This window comes from Marinoscillum sp. (assembly GCF_040222955.1).
Classification (GTDB): domain Bacteria; phylum Bacteroidota; class Bacteroidia; order Cytophagales; family Cyclobacteriaceae; genus Marinoscillum.
This window is the reverse complement of record NZ_JAVKCA010000009.1, coordinates 212,073-232,925: the sequence shown is the minus strand read 5'-3', so window position 1 is coordinate 232,925 and position 20,853 is coordinate 212,073. Positions and strand designations below refer to the sequence as shown.

Below are 20,853 nucleotides of genomic sequence, written 5' to 3'. Positions count from 1 at the left end.
GTTGTTTTAGAGCAGCTGCAAAAAATCAAGAGGAGCAAGGCCTCACCGGATGTTTATTCAAAACGGTATGATGGAGTGTGTTTTCCTGGGAGACCGACTTTGCAAATTCTTTTTACAGAGAAAGCATTCCAAAAGGTGGGGATTTTGTATTTTCAGGATTGCTAACAGCCAGACCACCGAATGTATTACACCGACCTGACAGATGCTAAAAGAGTTTTACAATTTCTGACAAGGGCCAATCAGCAGGACATTGACTTGCACATTGGTTTGGGATTGGCCAGTAGAGCGCTTGAGCTCAGCATGAAACTGGACGATACCGGCCTGATGGCCAGAAGTATGTATAAGCTCTCTGAGATGCACCAGGCCCTGGGTGAAATCGATCAATCCATTCACTATATCCGTGAGGCCATTGGACTTTATCAGGTACTGGGTGAGGAGAAACTCATTGCACGCAGCAAATTCCAACTGGCGGAGATCCATTATAAGACTGAAAATTACCACCTGAGCCTTATCTACCTGCTCGATTGTCTGGATATCTACAATCGCGTAAAGGATTACTATAATTTGGCCGGGGTGCAGAAGTTTCTCGGAGGGATTTACGAGTACTTTGGTGATGAGCGCAATGCCATCATGGCCTACGAGCGCTCGGCGCAGGCGGCCAAAAGGATCGGCGCCAGAGACCTGGAATCCGACGCTTATAACCCGCTTTCTGGAATTTACCTGAACCAAAACAACACAGAAAAGGCAGAGCAGATAATTGAGCGGTCATTTCAGATGAAGCAGGAGTTGGGGGACAAGCGGGGATTGGCATTCGCACTATACGGGAAGGCGAAAGTCTACGTGAAAAAAGGGCAGGGTAATCGTGCTAAGGAGGCTTATCAGGAGGCCATACGGCTGCACAGGGAGAGCGGAGAGTTACTGGGGTTAGGCATGTGTTATCACAAGCTTGGGGTCATGTACTATGAGGAGGGTGACCTTGACAAAGCCATAGAGGCCCTGAAGGGGGCGTTGAATTTTGCTGGGCTGTATAATCTGGTGGTGATCAAATCTAAGTGTAATAACCTCCTGTATCGGATTTTCAAAGAGCGAGGGGACTTTGAGAATGCGCTTGGCTACATAGAAGACTATGTGACAGAAAAAGAAGTGCTCATAGGCGCGCAAACCCAGAAAGTTATCCACAGCTATGATGCCATTACCACCATGGAGCGCCTGCAAAAGGATGCTGAGAATCAGCGCGAAAAGGCTGAAATCATGGATAAAAAGAACAAAGCGGAGCAGTCTTCCAAGATGAAGCAGGACTTCCTCTCTACCATGAGCCACGAGATCAGGACTCCCCTGAATGCAGTGACCACAATTACCTCGTTGCTGCAGGAGAGTGCCCGGGAGGATCAGGTTAGCTTATTGAGTTCACTCAGTTTTTCCTCCAACAATCTATTGAGGATCATCAACGACATCCTGGATTTTAACAAGCTGGATGTGGGTAAGCTGAGGCTACAGCCATCACCGGTAGCCTTTAGAAGGCTAATGGAGAATATCCGCCTTACCTATAGCAATATGGCCATAGAGAAGGGCATCAGTTTGAAAATGCACATTTCAGATCAGGTAGCTGATTTTTATATGGTAGACGAAACACGCATCACTCAGATTTTGGGCAACCTGGTGAGCAATGCAATCAAATTCACCGAGAAAGGATCTGTCAGCCTGAATATTGAGTATGGAGAGACGAAAAACAATAAAGATCTGCTCAGGTTCAGTGTGGTGGATACGGGAATAGGAATAGAGGAGGACTTTATTCATGAGGTGTTTGATAGTTTCTCCCAACCGCAATTTCACAAAAGCAAAAAGTATGGTGGATCAGGATTGGGGCTGGCCATTGTGAAAAAGCTCATCGAACTGCACGGAAGCAATATTCATGTGGAGAGTCAGGTGGGTCATGGAGCTACTTTTTATTTTACCCTTTATCTGGAAAAAGCTGAGCCGCGCCGCTTGAAAACCGAAATCAGAAGGAAGAAGCTCAACCCCAAGTCAATCTTGCTGGCAGAGGACAACATGATCAATGCGATGGTTTCCCTGAAGCTTCTCGGCAACTGGGGTATGGAAAGCGTGCATGCCCGAAACGGCGAGGAAGCTGTGAAGTTGGCCGAGTCCCAGGTCTTCGATTGTATCCTTATGGACATCCACATGCCTAGTATGGATGGAATAGAAGCTTCCCAGCGAATAAGGAACACCGACAACCCCAACGTTAATACCCCCATCTATGCCCTCACTGCCGATGTGATGGTGGGATTTGGTGATGAGTCCGCACAGTTTTTCAATGGGTTTTTACTCAAACCCATCGAGCAGGAAAAACTATATGCCGTATTGGCTTCAGTCTGATAGTACCATTAAAATTACACGCCATTTTGATGTTTTCATCTGTTTTGGGCGTCTCAGGCAGGTTTTTTGAGTCTTGTAACTCATAGTGCCACTGGATCAATCGGGCTATGTGAGCTGTCTCGCGTTATGAAATGAAGCGAATATGAGGTGATAAGTGGAGAGATTGGTTTACAAATTTTAATTACTAACCAAATCCAATCTATGATGAAACACCTCTTACTTTCTTTCGCTTTTTTACTGCTCATGATGGCCGCCGGTGCTCAGGTTGCCAATGACAGTCGGGTACTGCTTCAGGGTTTTTACTGGGAATCTTCCCATGATTACCCTGGTGACTGGTACAGTCACCTGGAAGGCAAATCTGCCGATATGAATGCTGCGGGTATAGACATGATCTGGCTCCCGCCTCCGAGTGATGCCGGGTCATTGGAGGGCTATCTCCCCAGGGAGCTCAATAATTTTGCTAATTCATACGGATCACTTGCTGAGCATCAGAGCCTGCTCTCTACCCTCAACGGGCTGGGCATAGAGGCCATTGCGGACATTGTGGTGAACCATCGGGTGGGCTCTACCAACTGGGTGGATTTCACTAACCCTACATGGGGCACCAACTCCATTACCGCTGACGATGAAGTCTGGAGCAATTCGGCTTATAGTGGCATCTCTCTCAGAGGTAATTACGACTCAGGCACCCCATATGCCGCCGCCAGGGATATTGATCATTCACAAGGTTTTGTTCAAAATGACATTAAGGCATTTTTGGACAACCTGAAGGCCATTGGCTATGATGGCTGGCGATATGACTTTGTTCATGGTTTTGATCCTTATTATTTCACTGTATACAATGGGCATACCAACCCCACGTTTTCCGTGGGTGAAAATTGGAATGCCAACAAGCAGGTGGTACAGGACTGGGTAAATGCCACGGGTTCCACGGCCTTCGATTTTTCCACTTATTATACTCTTAAGGCGGTCATCAAGGACAATAATTATTCTTACTTGTCGTCACAGGGAGCACCTTCGGGGGGTATTGGCTGGGATCCGCGTCATTATACCACCTTCATTGAAAACCATGATACGCCTGACTATGATCCTGGTAATAATGTATTGAATGGTAATAACGTAGGTCAGTCATATGCTTACCTTTTGACACATCCCGGAGTACCGTGTATTTACTGGCCCCACATGTATGAGTGGGGAACGGCGGTGACTGATGAGATCAAGGCGCTGATTCAGGTGAGGAAGGGTGCTGGAATCCATAGTCAAAGCCCGGTAACGATTCATCGCAGTGAAAATGGATTATATGTGGCCTCCATCGCTGGAGATGTCCATACCGTTTTCTTAAAGATGGGCTATGGCAACTGGGGAGACCCTGCGGCCGAGGGCATGGGCAGCACATGGACGTTGAGTGCTTCAGGAACTAACTATGCCGTATGGTCTGAAGGTGGCACCGGTGGCGGAGGCGGAGGTGGAGGTGGCTCCATGACGGTTTACGTCCAGGGGTTCACTCATGCGTATGCCTGGGATAGTAATCAAAACCCATTACTCGGTGCCTGGCCAGGTACTGCGCTGACAGCCGGGGCGGGCGGATGGAATGAAGTGACCATCGGGGCTGATTGCTCTAATATCATTTTTAGCAACAATGGAGCAGGTCAGACCGCAGACCTCAATACCTGCAATGATATGCCCTACTATGAGAATGGCACATGGCATGCCAACGAGCCAGGTGGAGGAGGCGGTGGTGGTACCGGCTCCATGACCGTATATGCACAGAGCTACACCCATGCCTATGCCTGGGATGCCAATTTGAACCCGTTGCTCGGTGCCTGGCCAGGATCGGCTTTGGGATCAGGGCCCAACGGATGGAGTGAAATCACCATTTCAAAGGACTGTGCCAACATCATTTTTAGCAACAATGGCAGTAATCAGACCAATGATTTGTATACCTGTAATGATGCTCCTTATTACAGCAATGGTGCATGGTATGCCTCAGACCCTAATGGGGGTGGAAGTTCCCTCACGGTCTATGTTCAGGGGTATTCTCATTTCTATGCCTGGGGGGGTGGACAGACCTACACCAATGGTTGGCCCGGGAGTGCGCTTACTGACAATGGTGACGGTTGGTACTACGGGGTGATTCCCGCGAATTGCTCCAATGTGATCTTCAATAACAACGGAGCCAATCAGACTGCCGACTTATATACCTGTGGCCCCACATCGTATTACGCCAATGGGAGCTGGTCTGGAAGCGGTAGTCGTACGGCTATTTTGGATGAAAGTGACCTGACCATTTATCCCAATCCATTTTTCTCACAAGCCAGCGTGTCATTTGGTTTGGCATCGGCCGCGCATGTCAGGTTGGAGGTCTTTAATACCAGTGGGCAAAGCATGAAACTTTTTGATTCAGAATTACCCGAAGGGGGGCATCAAATCACTTTTCAGGCGAGCCAGTTACCACCGTCCAACGCGATGTATATCGTGAGGATGTCGGTGAATGGTGAACAGTATACCCGGAAGATTGTGGTGAAATAATCTTGAGTGGTTCTAACCAGACAGAATAAAAAAAGGGGTTCGAATTTTAGTCCGAACCCCTTTTTAATGATTTGTGATCTCTTATTTGGTAGCGATGAACTCCAATAGCTCAACAACCTTAGTGGAGTAGCCCCACTCATTGTCATACCATGATACCACTTTCAAGAACTTAGGGGTCAGCTGGATACCTGCACCCGCATCGAAGATAGAAGTTCTGGGATCACCCAGGAAGTCGTTAGACACTACGGCATCTTCAGTGTATCCAAGAATGCCTTTCAACGGGCCTTCAGCAGCAGCTTTCATGGCCGCACATACTTCTTCGTAGGTGGTTTCAGTTTTCAGGTTGACGGTAAGGTCCACACAAGAAACATCAGGCGTAGGTACTCTGAAAGACATACCAGTCAGCTTACCGTTCAACTCAGGGATTACTTTACCAACAGCTTTAGCAGCTCCGGTAGAAGAAGGGATGATGTTCTGTCCGGCACCTCTTCCGCCTCTCCAGTCTTTCATAGACGGTCCGTCTACGGTTTTCTGTGTAGCAGTAGTAGCATGTACAGTAGTCATCAGGCCAGACTCAATTCCGAATTTATCATTCAAAACCTTGGCAATCGGAGCCAGACAGTTGGTGGTACATGAGGCGTTGGATACATACACCATATCCGAGGTATAAGCGTCCTGGTTGACACCCATTACGAACATTGGGGTGTCGTCCTTAGAAGGAGCAGACATGATTACTTTTTTCGCACCTGCATCGATGTGCCCCTTAGCTGATTCTTTGGTGAGAAAGAGTCCGGTAGATTCTACAATGTACTCAGCGCCTACATCGCTCCACTTAAGGTCAGCGGGGTTTCTTTCTGAGGTTACGCGAATTGCAGAGCCATTTACTACCAGTTTGCCGTCTTTTACTTCTACATCGCCCTTGAACTGGCCGTGTGTAGAATCGTACTTTAGCATATAAGCCATGTAATCAACATCTATAAGGTCGTTGATTCCCACCACTTCAATATTCGGATTTTCAGCGGCTACTCTGAATACCAGTCTGCCGATTCTTCCGAATCCATTGATTCCGATTTTTACTTTTGACATAATATATATTGGTTTTGAAATGTTTTGCTCAAATTCGATGCAAATCTATAACTAGATTATTCAGAAACAAATTTCCAAAAAGAACACTTTTTTAGTATTTTCAGCTCTACAGTCCTGAGGCTCAGGGAGGTTTCCATATTATCTTTGGTTGGCGGGCATATATAATTTCAACGCTGGTGGATTTTTAGTTTTTTGCGCCGGATTTTGAAAAATTCACAACGGAAACGGGGGGCGTGCAGTGGAAATATTTTGGGGAGAATTTTTTTTGAAAATAATTGCGGTCAACATTTGCATAATAAAGGAGCTTATCTATTTTTGCACCACCAAATACAAAATGGTCCGTTCGTCTAGGGGTTAGTCCCGATAGTTATCGGGAGCCAGGTTTTCGGAAAACCTGCTTTGAATAAGGCAAAAGACAGAATATTGATAAAAGTTATGGTCCGTTCGTCTAGGGGTTAGGACGCCAGGTTTTCATCCTGGTAACAGGGGTTCGATTCCCCTACGGACTACAAAAGCCACTCGCCAGAGTGGCTTTTTTTGTTTAACCGACCTGAGAGGGATTCTTGCCGAAGTGTTTTTTGAAGCTTGTGGCGAAGTAGTTGGGATCAGAAAATCCTGTTTTGTAGGAGACTTCACTGACTGTAAGGTTCTCTTTAGTGAGGAGTTCGTAGGCAGTATTGAGTCTGTAGGTTCTCAGAAATGTCATCGGCGTGATTCCGGTGAGTGCCTTTACTTTTCTGATCAGGCTGGATTTACTGCAATTCATGACCTCAGCCAGCAGTTCGATTGATAAATCAGGGTTCGTCAGATTCGCATTGACAAAATCTCGCAGTTTGTTCATGAACTCCTGATCGTGCCTGGTGATACTTTCTTCAGGCTCATTGATTTTTTGTAGACCTTGAAACTTCTCTCGAAGTTTTTGTCGGTTCTCCAGAATAGAGACAGCTGATGCCAGAAGAAATTCCGTTTTGAAGGGTTTGGTAATGTAGATATCCGCACCATAGCTCATGCCTTTTATTTGCTTGTCCAGAGAGCTGTTAGCGGTTAAAAGTATGACTGGGGTGTGAGAGGTATCTATGTTGGACTTGATTTTTTTACAAAACTCATAGCCATCCATTTTCGGCATCATTACATCACTAATGATTAGATCGGGTGTCTTTTTTAGTGCGAGACTAAATCCTTCCTCCCCATCAAAGCACTTTACGACCTTGTAGTCTCGCTCAAATATTTGCACCAGAAATTCGTTGAGCTCCGGATTGTCCTCGCAGATCAGCACCGTAGGCAGGTTATACCGCCCGGGCACACTTGTTTGTATTGGCTCTCGGGTACTTAATACTGGAGGCAGATACCTGTAATTTCCTTTTGGCTTGGTGTTAAGTTCTGCGGCGGAGTAAGATTCTTTTTTCCAAGGCAATTCAATGTGAAAGGATGTGCCGGATCCAGGTTGCGAGACCACATTGATCTCACCCCGATGGCTATTAATTAGGCCCTTTACGATAGCCATGCCCAACCCAGTGCCAAATTCCTTGTTTTCCACTTCATGCCCTGTCTGGTAATAGCGATTAAACAATAGCTTGATTTCACTTTCGGTCATGCCTTTACCTGTATCTACAATGCTAAGGAGTATTTTGTCTCCATCAAGGCTACAGTTAATATTGATCTTTCCGTTTCTTGGAGTGAATTTGAGGGCGTTTGACAGGACATTCCAGAGAATGCGCTTGACCTTTTCGGTGTCTATGAAAACGGGTGGCGAGCATTGGTTATCTAGTGTCAATAGGATTTCCTGATGTACACATGCGCTGTGGAAGGGTTCGTACAGATCTTGTAAAAACCGCGCCATATCAGTTTCTGAAACTTCAAGCTGAAGTGTGTCAGGGTTGTTGATCTTTCGGAAATCAAGCAGGTCAATAATGAGGTGATACAAACGATCCGAATTCCGCTTGATCAGCCCCAGGTTGTTTTTTCCCCGATCACCTATCGTTTGATCTTCCAGTAGTTCTTCCAGTGGGGCTGATATCAGGGTGAGGGGTGTTTTGAAATCATGGGTGATGTTGGTGAAAAATTGCAGTTTCTTTTCGTTGAGGTCTCTTATGGTTTGAATCTTGTATTCAGAAAACTCCAGTTCCTTTAGCATGTGTGTGCGGTAGAGCATAATTCTATAGATGATGTAGCCCAGGCCAATCCCTACAAGAAGGTAAACCAGATATGCCCACCATGACATGTACCAGGGGGGCGAGATGAAAATATTTAATGTCGTTGGCTGGTCGTTTTGCGTGCCGTATTTGTTGGATGAGCTTACCTGAAACTGATAATTACCGGGGGACAGATTAGTATAGGTGGTTTGAGTGTTTTCTTCCAGGTCAATCCAATCCTTCTCAAGTCCTAACATCCTGTATTTGAACTTATTGAACTTTGGTAAAGAATAGTCATCATTAAAGAAGTGAACTGTAAATGAATTCCGGTAAAAGGGCAATTCCAGATTAACCAACGTCTCAACAGGACTGGTCAATAGTTCATCTCCCAGAGTTTTAATGCTTTGGTTTTGAAAGGTGATATCTGAAATAATGGTTTTTGGAGGGGATGATCCTTGAGGATTTGCATTTGTATTGGTGAGCACAAATCCCTTCACCGTACCAAAGAGGAGGTTGTTATTTTGTAGTACTGTGGAAGTAAATGGCGTAAATTCTCTGGAGGGAAGTCCGTGCCTATGGTCAAAGGTAGTAACCTCGCCGCTGGCATCTATTTTGGAAAGCCCGGAGATACTACTGATCCATAGATGATTGGTGTGGTCTTTTTCTACTCTCAGTAGAAAGTTGGACGGGAGCCCATCTTCTATATCTATTTGCCTGATTGTTTCTCCATCAGGAGAGGTGAGTATTAAGCCCTCCCCACGTGTCGCCAGCCAAAATGTACCATCGCTGTTTAGATAAAAATCATTGAGGGGTAAAGGAGGGGTCAGCACCAGCTCGAGCATCGCTTCGGTGGTGTTTATCCGGTACAATGACTTTCCAAATATATAGGCGTAGAGTTCGTTCTTAAATTTTCGAAGTGCCTGGGATTGAAATTTGAACACTTTTTCTCCACTTTCTTTCAGGGCGATTGGAGTTACAAACCCTGTTTGCAAGTCCATTGCCACCATTCCTTTGTACATAGAGTTTACCAGTACCCGATGGTCAGGTAGGTTAAATAGAAAACTAATGTTTTGTTCCTGTCCTTCATTTCCAAACGGGTAGAAGGTTTTAATGTGCTCAAGGTTTTTGGTGAAATATCCCATCCCACCGTCGTAGGTACCTATTAAGATGTGTTCATCATAGGTCTCCAGAATGGACAATACCTTGGAGCCACCCAGGAGTTTTTGACATTTGTCAAACCCAATCTCTATGCTTTGTCCGCTGGATGGATCTATTTTGACAAAACCACCTGGAGTTCCCAGTAGTAAATTTCCGGAGTGATCCTGATAAAAGGCTGTGGCACTTTCTGAAAGGTTCACTAAATCCGTTGAATGAAGGTCCTGAAGTTTTTGAAACTGTAGCTGATTGGAGGATAAGGCATAAACCCCGGCATCATAAGTTCCCACCCAGATGCTCCCCTTATCTATTGATAATATGCTTTGTATGTTATTGCTGCCTATCAGGTTTTTCTCACCTTGATTGTGGGTGAGGTGAGCTACTATTTGTTCTTTATCATCTATAATGAACACACCATTTCCATCAGTGCCTACCCAAAGCTGATTATTGTGAAGCACGATATCTTTAACAGGGTGGTTATTTTGAAGAGCAATCGACATGGCCGCGTCATCCGTCAGATGGTAGAGTTGGCCATCTGATGTGCCGACCCATACCTGATCATTGATGGTCTTTAGGCAAGTAATTACTTTGGAGCCCAAGAGGTGTTGTTTGATTGAAAGGCGTCCCTTTATGATCTCTCCTTTGACGAGCCCGTGGTTTTTGCCTTGCCCGAGATACAGTTTCTTACTCTGAAGTACTACCTGTCGGAGATATGATTCCTCCTCTAACTCAATGGCCGAAACTTTGCCATTGCGAAGATTGTACATTCTGTCTGGTGTGATAAAGTATATTTCATCTCCCGAGGCAGTAAGGTGTCTGATATCACCAAGTGATACTTTGTCAAAAAGGTCATGAGTTCTGTCCAAAAAGAATAGGCCCTGGTGCGTCCCCAGCCAAAGGTCGTTTTGATCTGACAGAAAAATAGAGGTGATCTCGATATCATTTAGTGCTGTGTAGGTTTTGAATCTGTATCCATTGTATTGAGCAATACCATTTTGTGTACCGATCCATATATATCCGAGCGAATCCTTTACAATACTTTTGATTTTGTTCTGAGGAAGCCCATCTCTGTCCGTGATATTCACAGAATTAAAATCAGCTTGAGCGTATACAGTTTTATGGCATAAAATAAGGAAGAGTATTAAGCCGAATTTGCAAGTCGAACTGTTGAAAATCATACCGGTCAATATAGGCCAAATAGCTTATATAATTGATTATTTGGCAAATTGAAGGACTTTTAATGATGTAGATTGACACTTATTCAAAGAAATGTGCTCCTTTTTTAAAGAGGTAATTGATAACTCCTTGCTTGCTTTGTGACAGGACTATCAGGTGCTACATGCCTTTATCAATCAACCTAAAATGAAGTATATGAAAATAGTAAAACGATGTTGGATTTCTCTGATGCTACTCTGTTTGGGGAGCATACAGGTGCTGGCGCAGGAAGCCAGAATTTCAGGCAGCGTCATTTCTGCTGAGGACAAAGGGCCACTCGTGGGAGTGACCATCCAGGAAAAGAACACTATGAATGGTACCATCACTGATATAGATGGCAACTATACCTTGACTGTCACCTCAGAAGATGCCGTCCTGGTTTTTAGTTACATAGGATTTCTGGCCAAAGAAGTCCCCTTGAACGGACGTTCTCAGGTGAATGTCACCCTACAAATTGATATGTCTGAGTTAGAGGAAGTAGTGGTAGTAGGCTACGGTACTCAGGATAAAAAGGATGTAACCGGAGCCATCTCTTCCATCAGAACAGAAGAGATACAAAACCTTCCGCTTCGCAGTGTCGACCAGGCATTGCAGGGCAGGTCTGCGGGTGTATTTTTCGTACAGAGTTCGGGGATGCCGGGAGCAGGCTCTTCTGTACGGATCAGGGGAGGAAACTCCATAAACGGAAGCAATGAACCTCTATATGTAGTAGATGGGGTGCCCATATCTTCTGGTCAGGGGGATGCAAACTCACTGAATCCGCTCAATACCATCAATCCCAACGATATTCAGTCAATAGAAGTGCTCAAGGATGCCTCAGCTACGTCCATATACGGATCCAGAGGAGGTAACGGAGTGGTGCTGATTACTACTAAGCGTGGCAAAAGTGGCGAAGGAAGAATAAGCTTCAATGCTTATCATGGGTTTCAGAAGGAAACAAACCGATACGATTTGCTCAATGCCAAGCAGTTTCAGACGCTTGCCAATGAGGCCAGCCTGGCAGATGGTGGGCCGCTTTTATATGACCCCAGCCTGAACCCTGTATCTTCAGACTGGCAGGATGCAATGCTCAGAGACCTGGCTCCCATGACCAACTATAATGTCTCAGCTACAGGAGGTGACAATGGTACCAATTACCTGATTTCTTTTGATTATTTTAATCAGGAAGGAGTCATCAAAACTTCCGACCTGGAGCGATATTCATTCCGACTCAACTTGGATAAGGAAGTCAAGCAAAGGCTGAAAATTGGGAATAGCCTAACAGCTAGCTACGTAAAAACCAACCGAGCCAACAGTGGCTCTATCTTCTCTATGCTCACTACGGCTCCAAATCTGCCTATCAAGCAGCCTGATGGGAGCTACACCCAGTACAACAATCAGGGAATTGGGTTTAATAATCCCATTGCATTGTTGGATGGTTATCAAAACTTAAATAAGACCTTTAGAACCATAGGAAACGCATATGCTTCATGGGAGATCATCGATGGTCTGACAGCCCGCACCTCCTGGGGACTGGATGCGAGTTTCAATAAAAATGACACCTACATGCCTCAGAGTGTATTCTCAGGTTCTCAGGTAGGTGGTGATGCATCGGTATTTTCAGCGCAGACATATACATGGCTGAATGAGAATACCATTAACTATAAGAAGACACTTGGTGAGCACAGCCTGGATTTACTGGGAGGATTCACCCAGCAATCGTCCAGGTATGAGTCTCTGGGAGCTTCAGCGCAAGGTTTTCTCAATGACGTGACAGGTACATACGACCTGAGTCTGGGTAATCCGGATGCGGCACAGCTACCAAGCTCATTGGTAGCCAATTGGGTAATACATTCTTACATAGCCAGAATCAACTATGGATTTAAGGACCGGTATCTACTGACACTTACAGGTAGAGCAGATGGGTCGTCAAGGTTTGGTGCCAACAATAGATTTGGCTACTTCCCTTCAGCGGCAATTGCATGGAGAGCCATTGAGGAAAGTTTCATTCAAGATCTCAATGTATTTACCGATCTTAAATTTCGGGCGAGCTATGGTATTACAGGAAATCAGGATGGCATAGGAAACTACCCTTCGCTTGATCTTTGGGATGGTACCAAGTATGTGTTTGGTGATCGGATAGTGACAGGGATCACTCCCTCTCAAGTGGGTAACAGGAACCTCAAATGGGAGCGAACCACACAAGCAGATGTAGGTCTGGAAATGGGTTTCTTTAAGAATAGACTGACATTTGTTACAGATGCGTACTACAAAAAGACCAATGATCTATTGCTCAGAGTGACCATTCCTACCACTTCAGGCTTCAGCTCAGGGATGAAGAATATAGGGGCAGTGGAAAACAAGGGTGTGGAGTTTTCTCTCAATGGAGTGATTCTGGATCGTGGTTTTAAATGGACATCTGGGTTTAACCTTACCTTCAATAAAAATAAGATTACGAGCCTGGGAGAGGAAGGCGAGATCATACCTGCCTCGTCTCCAACAGTCTTAAGGATCAATCAGAGCTTGGGCACATTCTACGGTTACGTTTCTGATGGATTGTTCCAAAGCACTGAAGAAGTAGCTGCTTCAGCTCAGCCTTCAGCAAAGCCTGGTGATGTAAGGTTTGTGGATCTTGATGAAAATGGCGTGATCAATGAAAGTGACAGGCAAATTATAGGAAATGCTCAACCACAGTTCTTCGGAGGGTTTAACAACACCTTCTCCTACAAAGGGTTTGACTTATCGGTCTTGCTGCAGTATGTATACGGTAACGACCTTTATAACCTGAATCTTCGCACACTTGAAAACCTGACGGGTAACCAAAATCAGCGGACTACAGTGCTGGACAGGTGGACTCCGGAAAATACAGATACTGATGTCCCCAGAGCCACGGCAACCAAGCCCACCGATGTGTCTTACGACAGGTATGTGGAAGACGGATCTTACCTCCGTGTGAAAAATGTACAACTGGCTTATACCATACCATCAGGAGCACTGGACAAACTGGGAGTGAGTGTCTTGAGAGTATATGTCAACGCCCAAAATCTGTTCACATTCACTGACTATACTGGTCTTGATCCAGAGGTGAGCAGGTACGGTTCTGACAATATTAGTCAGGGCTTTGATTCAGGAGCATATCCTAATACCAAGGTGTTTACAGCAGGTTTCAATCTATCATTCTAAATAGAGTAAAACGATGAAAAAAATATTCTATACGATTCTTACAGCAATAGCTTTGGGTGCGTGCTCTGATCTGGATATAAAGCCAGATGGTATCAACACAGCGGAAAATCTCTTTGAAACCGAGCAAGATGCAGAGGCAGCGGTGAATGCCATGTATGCCTCCATGCAGACGCATGATGTATACAACCAATTCATGGAAGTGGTACAGTCACAAGGGACTGATGACGCGGAATGGGGCTATGGCCGCAACACCAGCAATATCAACAAGCTGCAGATGGATAAATTTCAATTCGATGCCTCGTCCGATCTTATATACCGTTTTTGGGAAAACCATTATAAGAACATCAACAGGACCAATATTGTATTGGACCGGGTGGCTGATATGTCCATAGATGAGGAGGTCAAGTCCAGATTTTTGGGTGAAGCCCATTTCTTAAGAGGCATGATGTATTTCAATATGGTTCGATTGTTTGGAAAGGTACCTCTGGTTACCAAACCCACCACTACATTGGAAGGCCTTCAGGTACGGAGAACTTCTGTGGACTCTGTTTATCAGCTGATCATTAGTGATCTGATGGCTAGTGAAAGCAGCTTACCTACCCAGTATAGCCCTGACGATTATGGCAGGCCCACCAAAGGTGCAGCTACTGCACTTCTGGCCAAAGTCTACCTGACCAACAAGGAATATGAAAAAGCCAAAGAGGCAGCTCAGGCCGTCATGGACATGGGACAATATGCACTTTGGCCTACTTATGAGCAGGTTTTTGATATCGCCAATGAGAATGTTGGAGAGTCGATTTTTGAAATTCAGTTTGTAAGTACCGGAGGTACGGATGGTTCAGTTAGCTCCTCTTATCAGGGATTTTTCAAACCCCCTGCTTCAGTAAGAGCTCCGGGAGAGGGAGAGTTTTCAGGGTATGGTGACAATCCAGTTACCGAGAATCACTACAATATCTATGCGCCGGATGACAATCGAAGGGACGTGAACGTGTTATTCGTGCCTGGGGCTCCTTCTTCGGTTCAGTATCCATACTACGTAAACAAATATCAGGACCCACAGGCGACCACTGTAGGTGATGGCGGCAATAACTACTATATCCTGCGCTATGCGGATGTGCTGATGATGTACGCAGAAGCTGAAAACGAACTGAATGGACCAACGGCATTGGCTTACGATGCATTCAATCAGATCCGAAGAAGAGGTTTTGGATATCCACTGGAGGTGGCGTCACCTGCTGACCTGACTGCCGGCCTGTCCAAGGAACAGTTTTTGGATAGTCTCATGGTGGAGAGAAGGCGTGAGTTTGCCTTTGAGGGACAGCGCAGGTTTGACCTACTAAGATGGGGCCGACTAAAAGAAGCTGTGACCGCACAAGATCCTTCCATTTTAGTGCTGGACAAACACTTACTGTTTCCGATCCCGGAGCAGGAACGACTTGTGAACGATCTCCTGGATCAAAATGATGATTACTGATACCCAAAAGATGAAAACCATGAAAAATATTCAATACATCATAGTATGGATCCTTGTACTTTGTGTGCTCGGTGCATGTGACACAGAGGCAATTGACGAAATTGGCAATCCTGTATTTTATGTTCAGGTTCCCACTACGGCTCCTGAGACGGCTTTCCCCAATAAGGTGATCAGCTTCCCTATCGAAGTATATGCCGAAGCGGGCTTAGAAAAGGTAGAGCTTAAAGTCGATTTTCAAACGTTAGATGGATCTGAAATCACATCGTTTGACGATCCAAAGCATTATCAGTACCAGTTTAGCTACAAACCAACCAATGCCGACCTGGGAAGCACACAAGAGTTTGCAGTAGTGGCACATGATAAGAGAGGGTTTACGTATGACGTGAGCTATTTGGTGGAGGTTGTCCTGGAGCCGGTAAATATGGAGTTTACACTTCCAGAGATCTTGCCAGACACGCTAGAGGTGGGGGATACACTGGATTTTGAAGTGCAAATCAAGTCTGAAGATGAGCTGGATAAGATAGAGACTCTACTCTATGATAATCCGATCGAGGGGCTTACTGTGTCCTCCTTCGAAAACTCGTTTGCTCATACTTATCATTTTCAATATGTACTGGTGTCTGAGGATGGAGGTAAGGACGTCACTTTTACGTTCAGGGCCACCGATGACGAGCTCAAGTCCGATGAGATAAGTTATACCTTGTTTGTGATAGGTGAGCGCGTGCCGTTGGCAATAGACACACACCTGGATGTGGTACTGGGAATGCAGGGCAATCCGGAAGTGGGACCATTCATTGACTTGTCAGAAAATGTGATTTATACAGTTCCGGAGGCAAAGGCCAATAGTGCGAATGTGGATATGGGTACGTTTAGAAGTGGGTCTAGTGGAATCAATCTATTCGCTCCCACATACAGCAATGCCGCTCAGTTTATCTACAATACCACCAATTGGGGTGACGACTGGCTAGGTAACTGGACGGTAAGAAACAGCCTTGAAATCAGGAGAGTGTCTGCGGAGTTGATGACTTCTGATGACTTCTATGCCATAGCGGACGATAAGCTGATTCTGGAAACGTTTGACGCCAGTGAGCCTTCCGCTGAGAACATTACTAAAACAGAAGAAGGGGAGATCCTCGCCATTAAGACTGTCAATGAAGAGTATGCGCTGATTTTGGTAAAAACCATAGTGGCCAGCTCATCAGGTTCGATCACTTTCGACTATAAAGTACAACAATAAGAGAAATGGAGGGGAACCATTGGTTCCCCTCTTACTAAATCATTATATGAAATTAGAAAACCAATTTATGTTTCGATTCAAGACATCCCGATTTAGAAACAGCATTTTTGTAGCCCTGATTTTTTTAAGTTTGGGTACGTATGCCCAATATGACATCTGCGTGTATGGAGAAACCTCCGCTGGGGTAACCGCCGCGGTGCAGGCAGGCCGAATGGGCAAAAATGTAGTACTCATTTCCAATACCAATCATGTGGGAGGGACCACTACATCAGGGCTCACTGCCACGGATATCAACTCGCACCTTTCTATCGGAGGTCTTTCCAGGGAGTTTTATCAGCGTATCTATCAGTATTATCTTCATCCGGCAGCCTGGAAAAACCAGGATCGGGAAGAATATTTCGAATCCATCGTGAAGCGGGTATTCCAGGGTAAGCGTGATTCACTGTCCATGCAATGGGTGTACGAGTCTCATGTGGCGGAAGATATTATGCGCACGATGCTGCTGGAAGCAGGGGTGCAGGTGGTTTTCAATCAGCGACTTGATCTGGATAATGGAGTATTTAAAAATGGTAAGTCTATAGAGCGCATCAAGATGGAGACCGGAGAAGAATACACCGCTCAGGTCTTTATCGATGCTACATATGAGGGTGACCTGATGGCTAAGGCCGGAGTATCATATGCTTATGGAAGAGATTCGAATAAGGATTTTAAGGAAACTTATAATGGGTTTCGAATGAACGACATCATTGGTGTGCAGAGTGAAAGTGGGGAGATTTCCGTGGATCCTTATTTGAGAGAAGGTGATCCATCATCGGGTCTGCTGCCATTCATTGAAAATAATCCTGATATCAAACCCGGAAGTGCTGATAAACGCATGCAGTCCTACTGCTACCGTCTTACCCTTACGGACGATCCAAACAATATGAGGCCGATAGAAAAGCCGGAAAATTACAATTCGTTTTGGTATGAAGTGCAGGCCAGGCAGCTCAAACTGGATCCTAATATCCCGTTAAGAAAAAAACTCATTACCCTCACACCAATGCCTAACAGAAAGACAGATACCAATCATTTGGATTTTGTGGGAGCCAATTATGACTATACGGAGGGTGACTATGAAACGCGGGAAAAAATCGCGCAAATGCATAAAGATTATGCACTAGGGAAGCTTTGGTTTTTGGGCAATGACCCTAGAGTACCAGAGAACATCCGAGAGGAAATGCAAAACTGGGGACTGGCTAAAGATGAGTTCATTGACAATGACAATTTTCCTCACCAGCTCTATGTAAGGGAAGCTCGACGAATGATGAGCGACTATGTGATGACAGAGCACAATTGCAAAGGAAATGAAGTTGCTCCTGAGTCAGTAGGCCTGGCTACGTATTGGCTCGACTGCCACTATGTATCCACGGTAGTAGATGAAAAGGGTCAGCTGAGAAGAGAAGGAACCTATTGGATGGGAACCCCCAATTACCCTATTAGCTACCAATCGATCCGACCTAAGAAAAATGAATGTGACAATCTGTTGGTACCCGTCTGTTTGTCCGCTTCTCACGTGGCCTTTGGGTCTATTCGCATGGAGCCTGTCTACATGGTGCTAGGTCAGTCAGCGGCCACAGCAGCTGTGCTAAGTATAGAGAATGGACAAAGTGTACAGGACGTTCCATATGAGCAGCTGGAGGAGAGGCTCATACAAGATGGTCAAATCTTAAGAAGAGATTAATGTATCACCCACTTAAAGCAACAAGTTTATTGATTGGGGTCCTTCTGATCATGGCCTGTGAGCAAGACGTGGAAAACAAACCAGGCAAGGTTGATGACCTACAACTCGGGCCCGCCAAAGTTCAGGTGAGCAAGGCAAGTGGTACATGGAAGATGTATAAGGATGGCAAGCCTTTTTTCATCAAAGGAGCAGCAGGAGGTCAGTATTACGATCGGATAACGGAATTTGGTGGTAACACAATCAGAACCTACGGGATCAACGATTCCACCATGACCATCATGGATCGTGCGCATGAGTCTGGTTTGTCCGTAGCCTTTGGGTTATGGCTTCAGCAGCCCGAGTATGGTTTTGATTATACTGATCCAGTTCTGGTCCAGGAGCAGTTGGAGATGCTCACCCGGCAAGTGCGTGAATATAAGGATCATCCGGCACTCCTTTTTTGGATCCTTGGAAATGAGCTGGACGGTCATTACGACGACAATGTAAACAAACAGGCGATGTGGGAGGCTGTAAACCAGGTGAGCGAAATGATACATCGTGAGGATCCTGATCACCCCACCACTATTGCCATTATCAATTCCAGTGTTGAAAAGTTACTTGACATGCAAAAGTGGGCACCGGACCTTGATTTCTTTTCGAGCAATGCCAAGTACCCACAATCTGGTTTGGTAGTGCCGCACCTCGAAGAGGCTGGATGGGATATTGGCTTTATACTGAGTGAATTTGGCAATAGAGCCCTTCCTAAAGGATTTCCCGAATCCCCGGCTCTGTCTTGGGGCGCATTAGTTGAGCCCACATCTACCGAAAAGGCTCAGTTCATTGATGAGATTTACAACGATGATGTGCTGCCTAACATTGCCTATGGATGCATGGGGTCATTTGCCTTTTTATGGGGTGATCAGGCCTCTCATCAATCAGGTAGTAGACGCAACTGGCATGCTTTTTTTAATGAGGAAGGCTATACATACGGGATGGCTGATGTTCTGCAATATGGATGGACAGGTGTCTATCCGGCCAATAGGGCTCCGGTTATCACTGATCGCACTAAATTTCTGTTGAATGGAAAACAGGCGTTTGATGGTATCACACTCGAACGAAACAAAACTTATCCAGCGGTGGTCAACGCGGAAGATACAGACCCACTTACTTATCAGTGGGTAGTCGTGCAGGAAGGAGCACCACTGGGCAATCGTCCTCCGGGTCTATCTGGTTGGGTGGTTGTAGATAATGGCAGCAATGCTGAAATTAAAGCTATTAGCACCGGGCAGTACCGGTTGTATGTTTTTGTGAAGGACAATTTTGGCAAGGTAGCCAATGCTGTAATTCCATTTATTGTAGATTAAAACTTAAAGAACAGGTATGAATCAAACGTCAAGATCACTTTTATGGATTGTTTCAATCGCCATGCTACCGGTATTTTGTGCCTGTCAGGAAGAATCTATCAGCAGGGAAGATGAAGGTAAAGACCAGGTTCCAGGAGATTATCCCACAAATGGTCCTGTAAAAGCCGAAATCATCTACGAAGGTGAGATACCTCGGCTCTACAGAAACGGTCAACCCTATTTCGTGAAAGGCGCTGCCTACAATAACTTCATCGATTTGGTGCCAGCGTATGGCGGCAATTCTATCCGAACCTATGGGGTCAACGAAGATACTCAGGCTGTTCTTGATAGTGCGCTGGAGAATAAACTCACGGTTTGTCTGGGCATATGGGTCAACAGGGAAACCGACGGCTTTGACTATAATAATGAACAAGAGGTTGTCAAGCAAAAAGAGCGCATCAGACAAGAAGTGTTACAATTCAAAGATCATCCGGCAGTGATGATCTGGGGGATAGGTAATGAAGTAGATTCCAGGTACACAAACTATAAAGTGTGGAATTTTATTGGTGAGGTTTCTGACATGATTCATGAGCTTGACACCAATCACCTGACCACTACGGTGCTTGCCGGGGCTGACCCTACAGATATTGTGGAAATTGCTCAGCGCGCACCATCTTTGGATATTTTAAGTGTAAATACCTACAATGCCATTTCTCTCGCTCAGGGCAAAATAGCCGGAGCGGGTTGGACCAAGCCCTACATGATTACCGAATGGGGTCCGAATGGTACCTGGGGCAACGTACCCACGACCCCATGGGGTGGTATTTATGAGCTGACCAGCACAGAAAAGGCACAGGTCTATACAGATGTATATTCCCAGCACATTGCTGCAAATATCAACAAAGGGTGTATCGGTTCTTATACCTTCCTGTGGGGGTATCAAACCCACGGGGCAGTAGCTACCTGGTATGGTTTGTTCACTACCAAAAAGAAGCCACTGGCGGCTGCACAGTCCATGTACTACTCATGGAAAGGAGGATATCCGGCCAACCGGGCACCCCGCATTGAATCATCTGAAAGCCTGACACTCAATGGGAAAACCGACGTGGATGATATTGTGCTCAAAGTGGGAGATGAAAATTACGCCAGTATCAAAGCAGTTGATTTGGAGGGTGATCAGTTGACCTACGAATGGCAGATTGTCCGGGAAGGTCTGGTGATTTATCGAGATCAGCGTTTTGAAGGCTCTTTGCCTGGTTTAGAAGGACTATTTACCTCCAGTGATCAGAAATCAGTGACGTTTAACATGCCCGGTGAAGGTGAGTACAGATTGTATGCATTTGTGCATGATAGCCATGAAAACGTAGCCTTTGCTGCGATCCCATTTAAAGTAGAAAAATAAGCTGATACGATGAGACTATATTATAAAGGATTAGTGAGTTGTC

10 protein-coding genes and 1 tRNA gene are annotated in these 20,853 nt (G+C 45.5%); 9 read left to right on the top strand and 2 right to left on the bottom strand.

The genetic code is table 11. The annotated features are described in order from the left end of the window. The first annotated feature begins 180 nt into the window (after positions 1–180). Together RIH33_RS08560 and RIH33_RS08555 are read left to right on the top strand one after the other, a co-directional pair. The gene (locus RIH33_RS08560; protein ID WP_406650477.1) at positions 181–2,376 is read left to right on the top strand and encodes an ATP-binding protein; all 2,196 of its coding nucleotides are present in this window, start codon (positions 181–183) and stop codon (positions 2,374–2,376) included. Between the two features lie 201 nt (positions 2,377–2,577). Beyond that, complete coding sequence (locus tag RIH33_RS08555) at positions 2,578–4,905, top strand: glucan 1,4-alpha-maltotetraohydrolase domain-containing protein (RefSeq protein ID WP_406650475.1); 2,328 nt, start codon at positions 2,578–2,580, stop codon at positions 4,903–4,905. An 81-nt stretch (positions 4,906–4,986) separates the two neighbouring features. Here RIH33_RS08555 and gap read toward each other — a convergent pair whose 3' ends face one another. Next, the gene (gene gap, locus RIH33_RS08550; RefSeq protein ID WP_406650473.1) at positions 4,987–5,991 is read right to left on the bottom strand and encodes a type I glyceraldehyde-3-phosphate dehydrogenase; all 1,005 of its coding nucleotides are present in this window, start codon (positions 5,989–5,991) and stop codon (positions 4,987–4,989) included. 437 nt (positions 5,992–6,428) lie between these two features. Between gap and RIH33_RS08545 the strand changes: the two genes are divergently transcribed. After that, a tRNA-Glu gene (locus RIH33_RS08545) sits at positions 6,429–6,500 on the top strand. Between the two features lie 32 nt (positions 6,501–6,532). Here the strand turns inward: RIH33_RS08545 and RIH33_RS08540 are convergent. Further along, complete coding sequence (locus RIH33_RS08540; RefSeq protein WP_406650472.1) at positions 6,533–10,363, bottom strand: ATP-binding protein; 3,831 nt, start codon at positions 10,361–10,363, stop codon at positions 6,533–6,535. A 286-nt stretch (positions 10,364–10,649) separates the two neighbouring features. Between RIH33_RS08540 and RIH33_RS08535 the strand changes: the two genes are divergently transcribed. Genes RIH33_RS08535 through RIH33_RS08510 form a run of 6 tightly spaced genes read left to right on the top strand, consistent with a single transcriptional unit; the run spans position 10,650 to position 20,810 of the window. After that, positions 10,650–13,655, top strand: a complete 3,006-nt coding sequence (locus RIH33_RS08535) for a SusC/RagA family TonB-linked outer membrane protein (RefSeq protein WP_406650470.1) — start codon at positions 10,650–10,652, stop codon at positions 13,653–13,655. A 13-nt stretch (positions 13,656–13,668) separates the two neighbouring features. Then, a complete protein-coding gene (locus tag RIH33_RS08530; protein ID WP_406650469.1) occupies positions 13,669–15,129 on the top strand; it encodes a RagB/SusD family nutrient uptake outer membrane protein in 1,461 nt (486 codons plus the stop codon). Between the two features lie 19 nt (positions 15,130–15,148). Further along, positions 15,149–16,366, top strand: coding sequence for a hypothetical protein (locus RIH33_RS08525; RefSeq protein WP_406650467.1), 1,218 nt, complete (start codon positions 15,149–15,151; stop codon positions 16,364–16,366). Between the two features lie 46 nt (positions 16,367–16,412). After that, entirely contained in the window at positions 16,413–18,086 is a 1,674-nt protein-coding gene (locus tag RIH33_RS08520) for an FAD-dependent oxidoreductase (protein WP_406650466.1), read from the top strand. Continuing rightward, entirely contained in the window at positions 18,086–19,429 is a 1,344-nt protein-coding gene (locus RIH33_RS08515) for a glycoside hydrolase family 2 TIM barrel-domain containing protein (RefSeq protein WP_406650464.1), read from the top strand. The genes RIH33_RS08520 and RIH33_RS08515 overlap by 1 nt, the downstream gene beginning before the upstream one ends. A gap of 16 nt (positions 19,430–19,445) precedes the next feature. Further along, positions 19,446–20,810: a glycoside hydrolase family 2 TIM barrel-domain containing protein gene (locus RIH33_RS08510; protein WP_406650462.1), complete on the top strand. Its 1,365-nt coding sequence runs from the start codon at positions 19,446–19,448 to the stop codon at positions 20,808–20,810. Positions 20,811–20,853: the final 43 nt, after the last annotated feature.

Excerpts from the sequence above, each read along its gene's own strand:
- RIH33_RS08560 (WP_406650477.1), top strand. The coding sequence starts at position 181 with ATGTATTACACCGACCTGACAGATGCTAAAAGAGTTTTACAATTTCTG.
- RIH33_RS08535 (WP_406650470.1), top strand. The coding sequence starts at position 10,650 with ATGAAAATAGTAAAACGATGTTGGATTTCTCTGATGCTACTCTGTTTG.
- RIH33_RS08520 (WP_406650466.1), top strand. The coding sequence starts at position 16,413 with ATGAAATTAGAAAACCAATTTATGTTTCGATTCAAGACATCCCGATTT.
- gap (WP_406650473.1), bottom strand. The coding sequence starts at position 5,991 with ATGTCAAAAGTAAAAATCGGAATCAATGGATTCGGAAGAATCGGCAGA.
- RIH33_RS08515 (WP_406650464.1), top strand. The coding sequence starts at position 18,086 with ATGTATCACCCACTTAAAGCAACAAGTTTATTGATTGGGGTCCTTCTG.
- RIH33_RS08555 (WP_406650475.1), top strand. The coding sequence starts at position 2,578 with ATGATGAAACACCTCTTACTTTCTTTCGCTTTTTTACTGCTCATGATG.
- RIH33_RS08525 (WP_406650467.1), top strand. The coding sequence starts at position 15,149 with ATGAAAAATATTCAATACATCATAGTATGGATCCTTGTACTTTGTGTG.
- RIH33_RS08530 (WP_406650469.1), top strand. The coding sequence starts at position 13,669 with ATGAAAAAAATATTCTATACGATTCTTACAGCAATAGCTTTGGGTGCG.
- RIH33_RS08510 (WP_406650462.1), top strand. The coding sequence starts at position 19,446 with ATGAATCAAACGTCAAGATCACTTTTATGGATTGTTTCAATCGCCATG.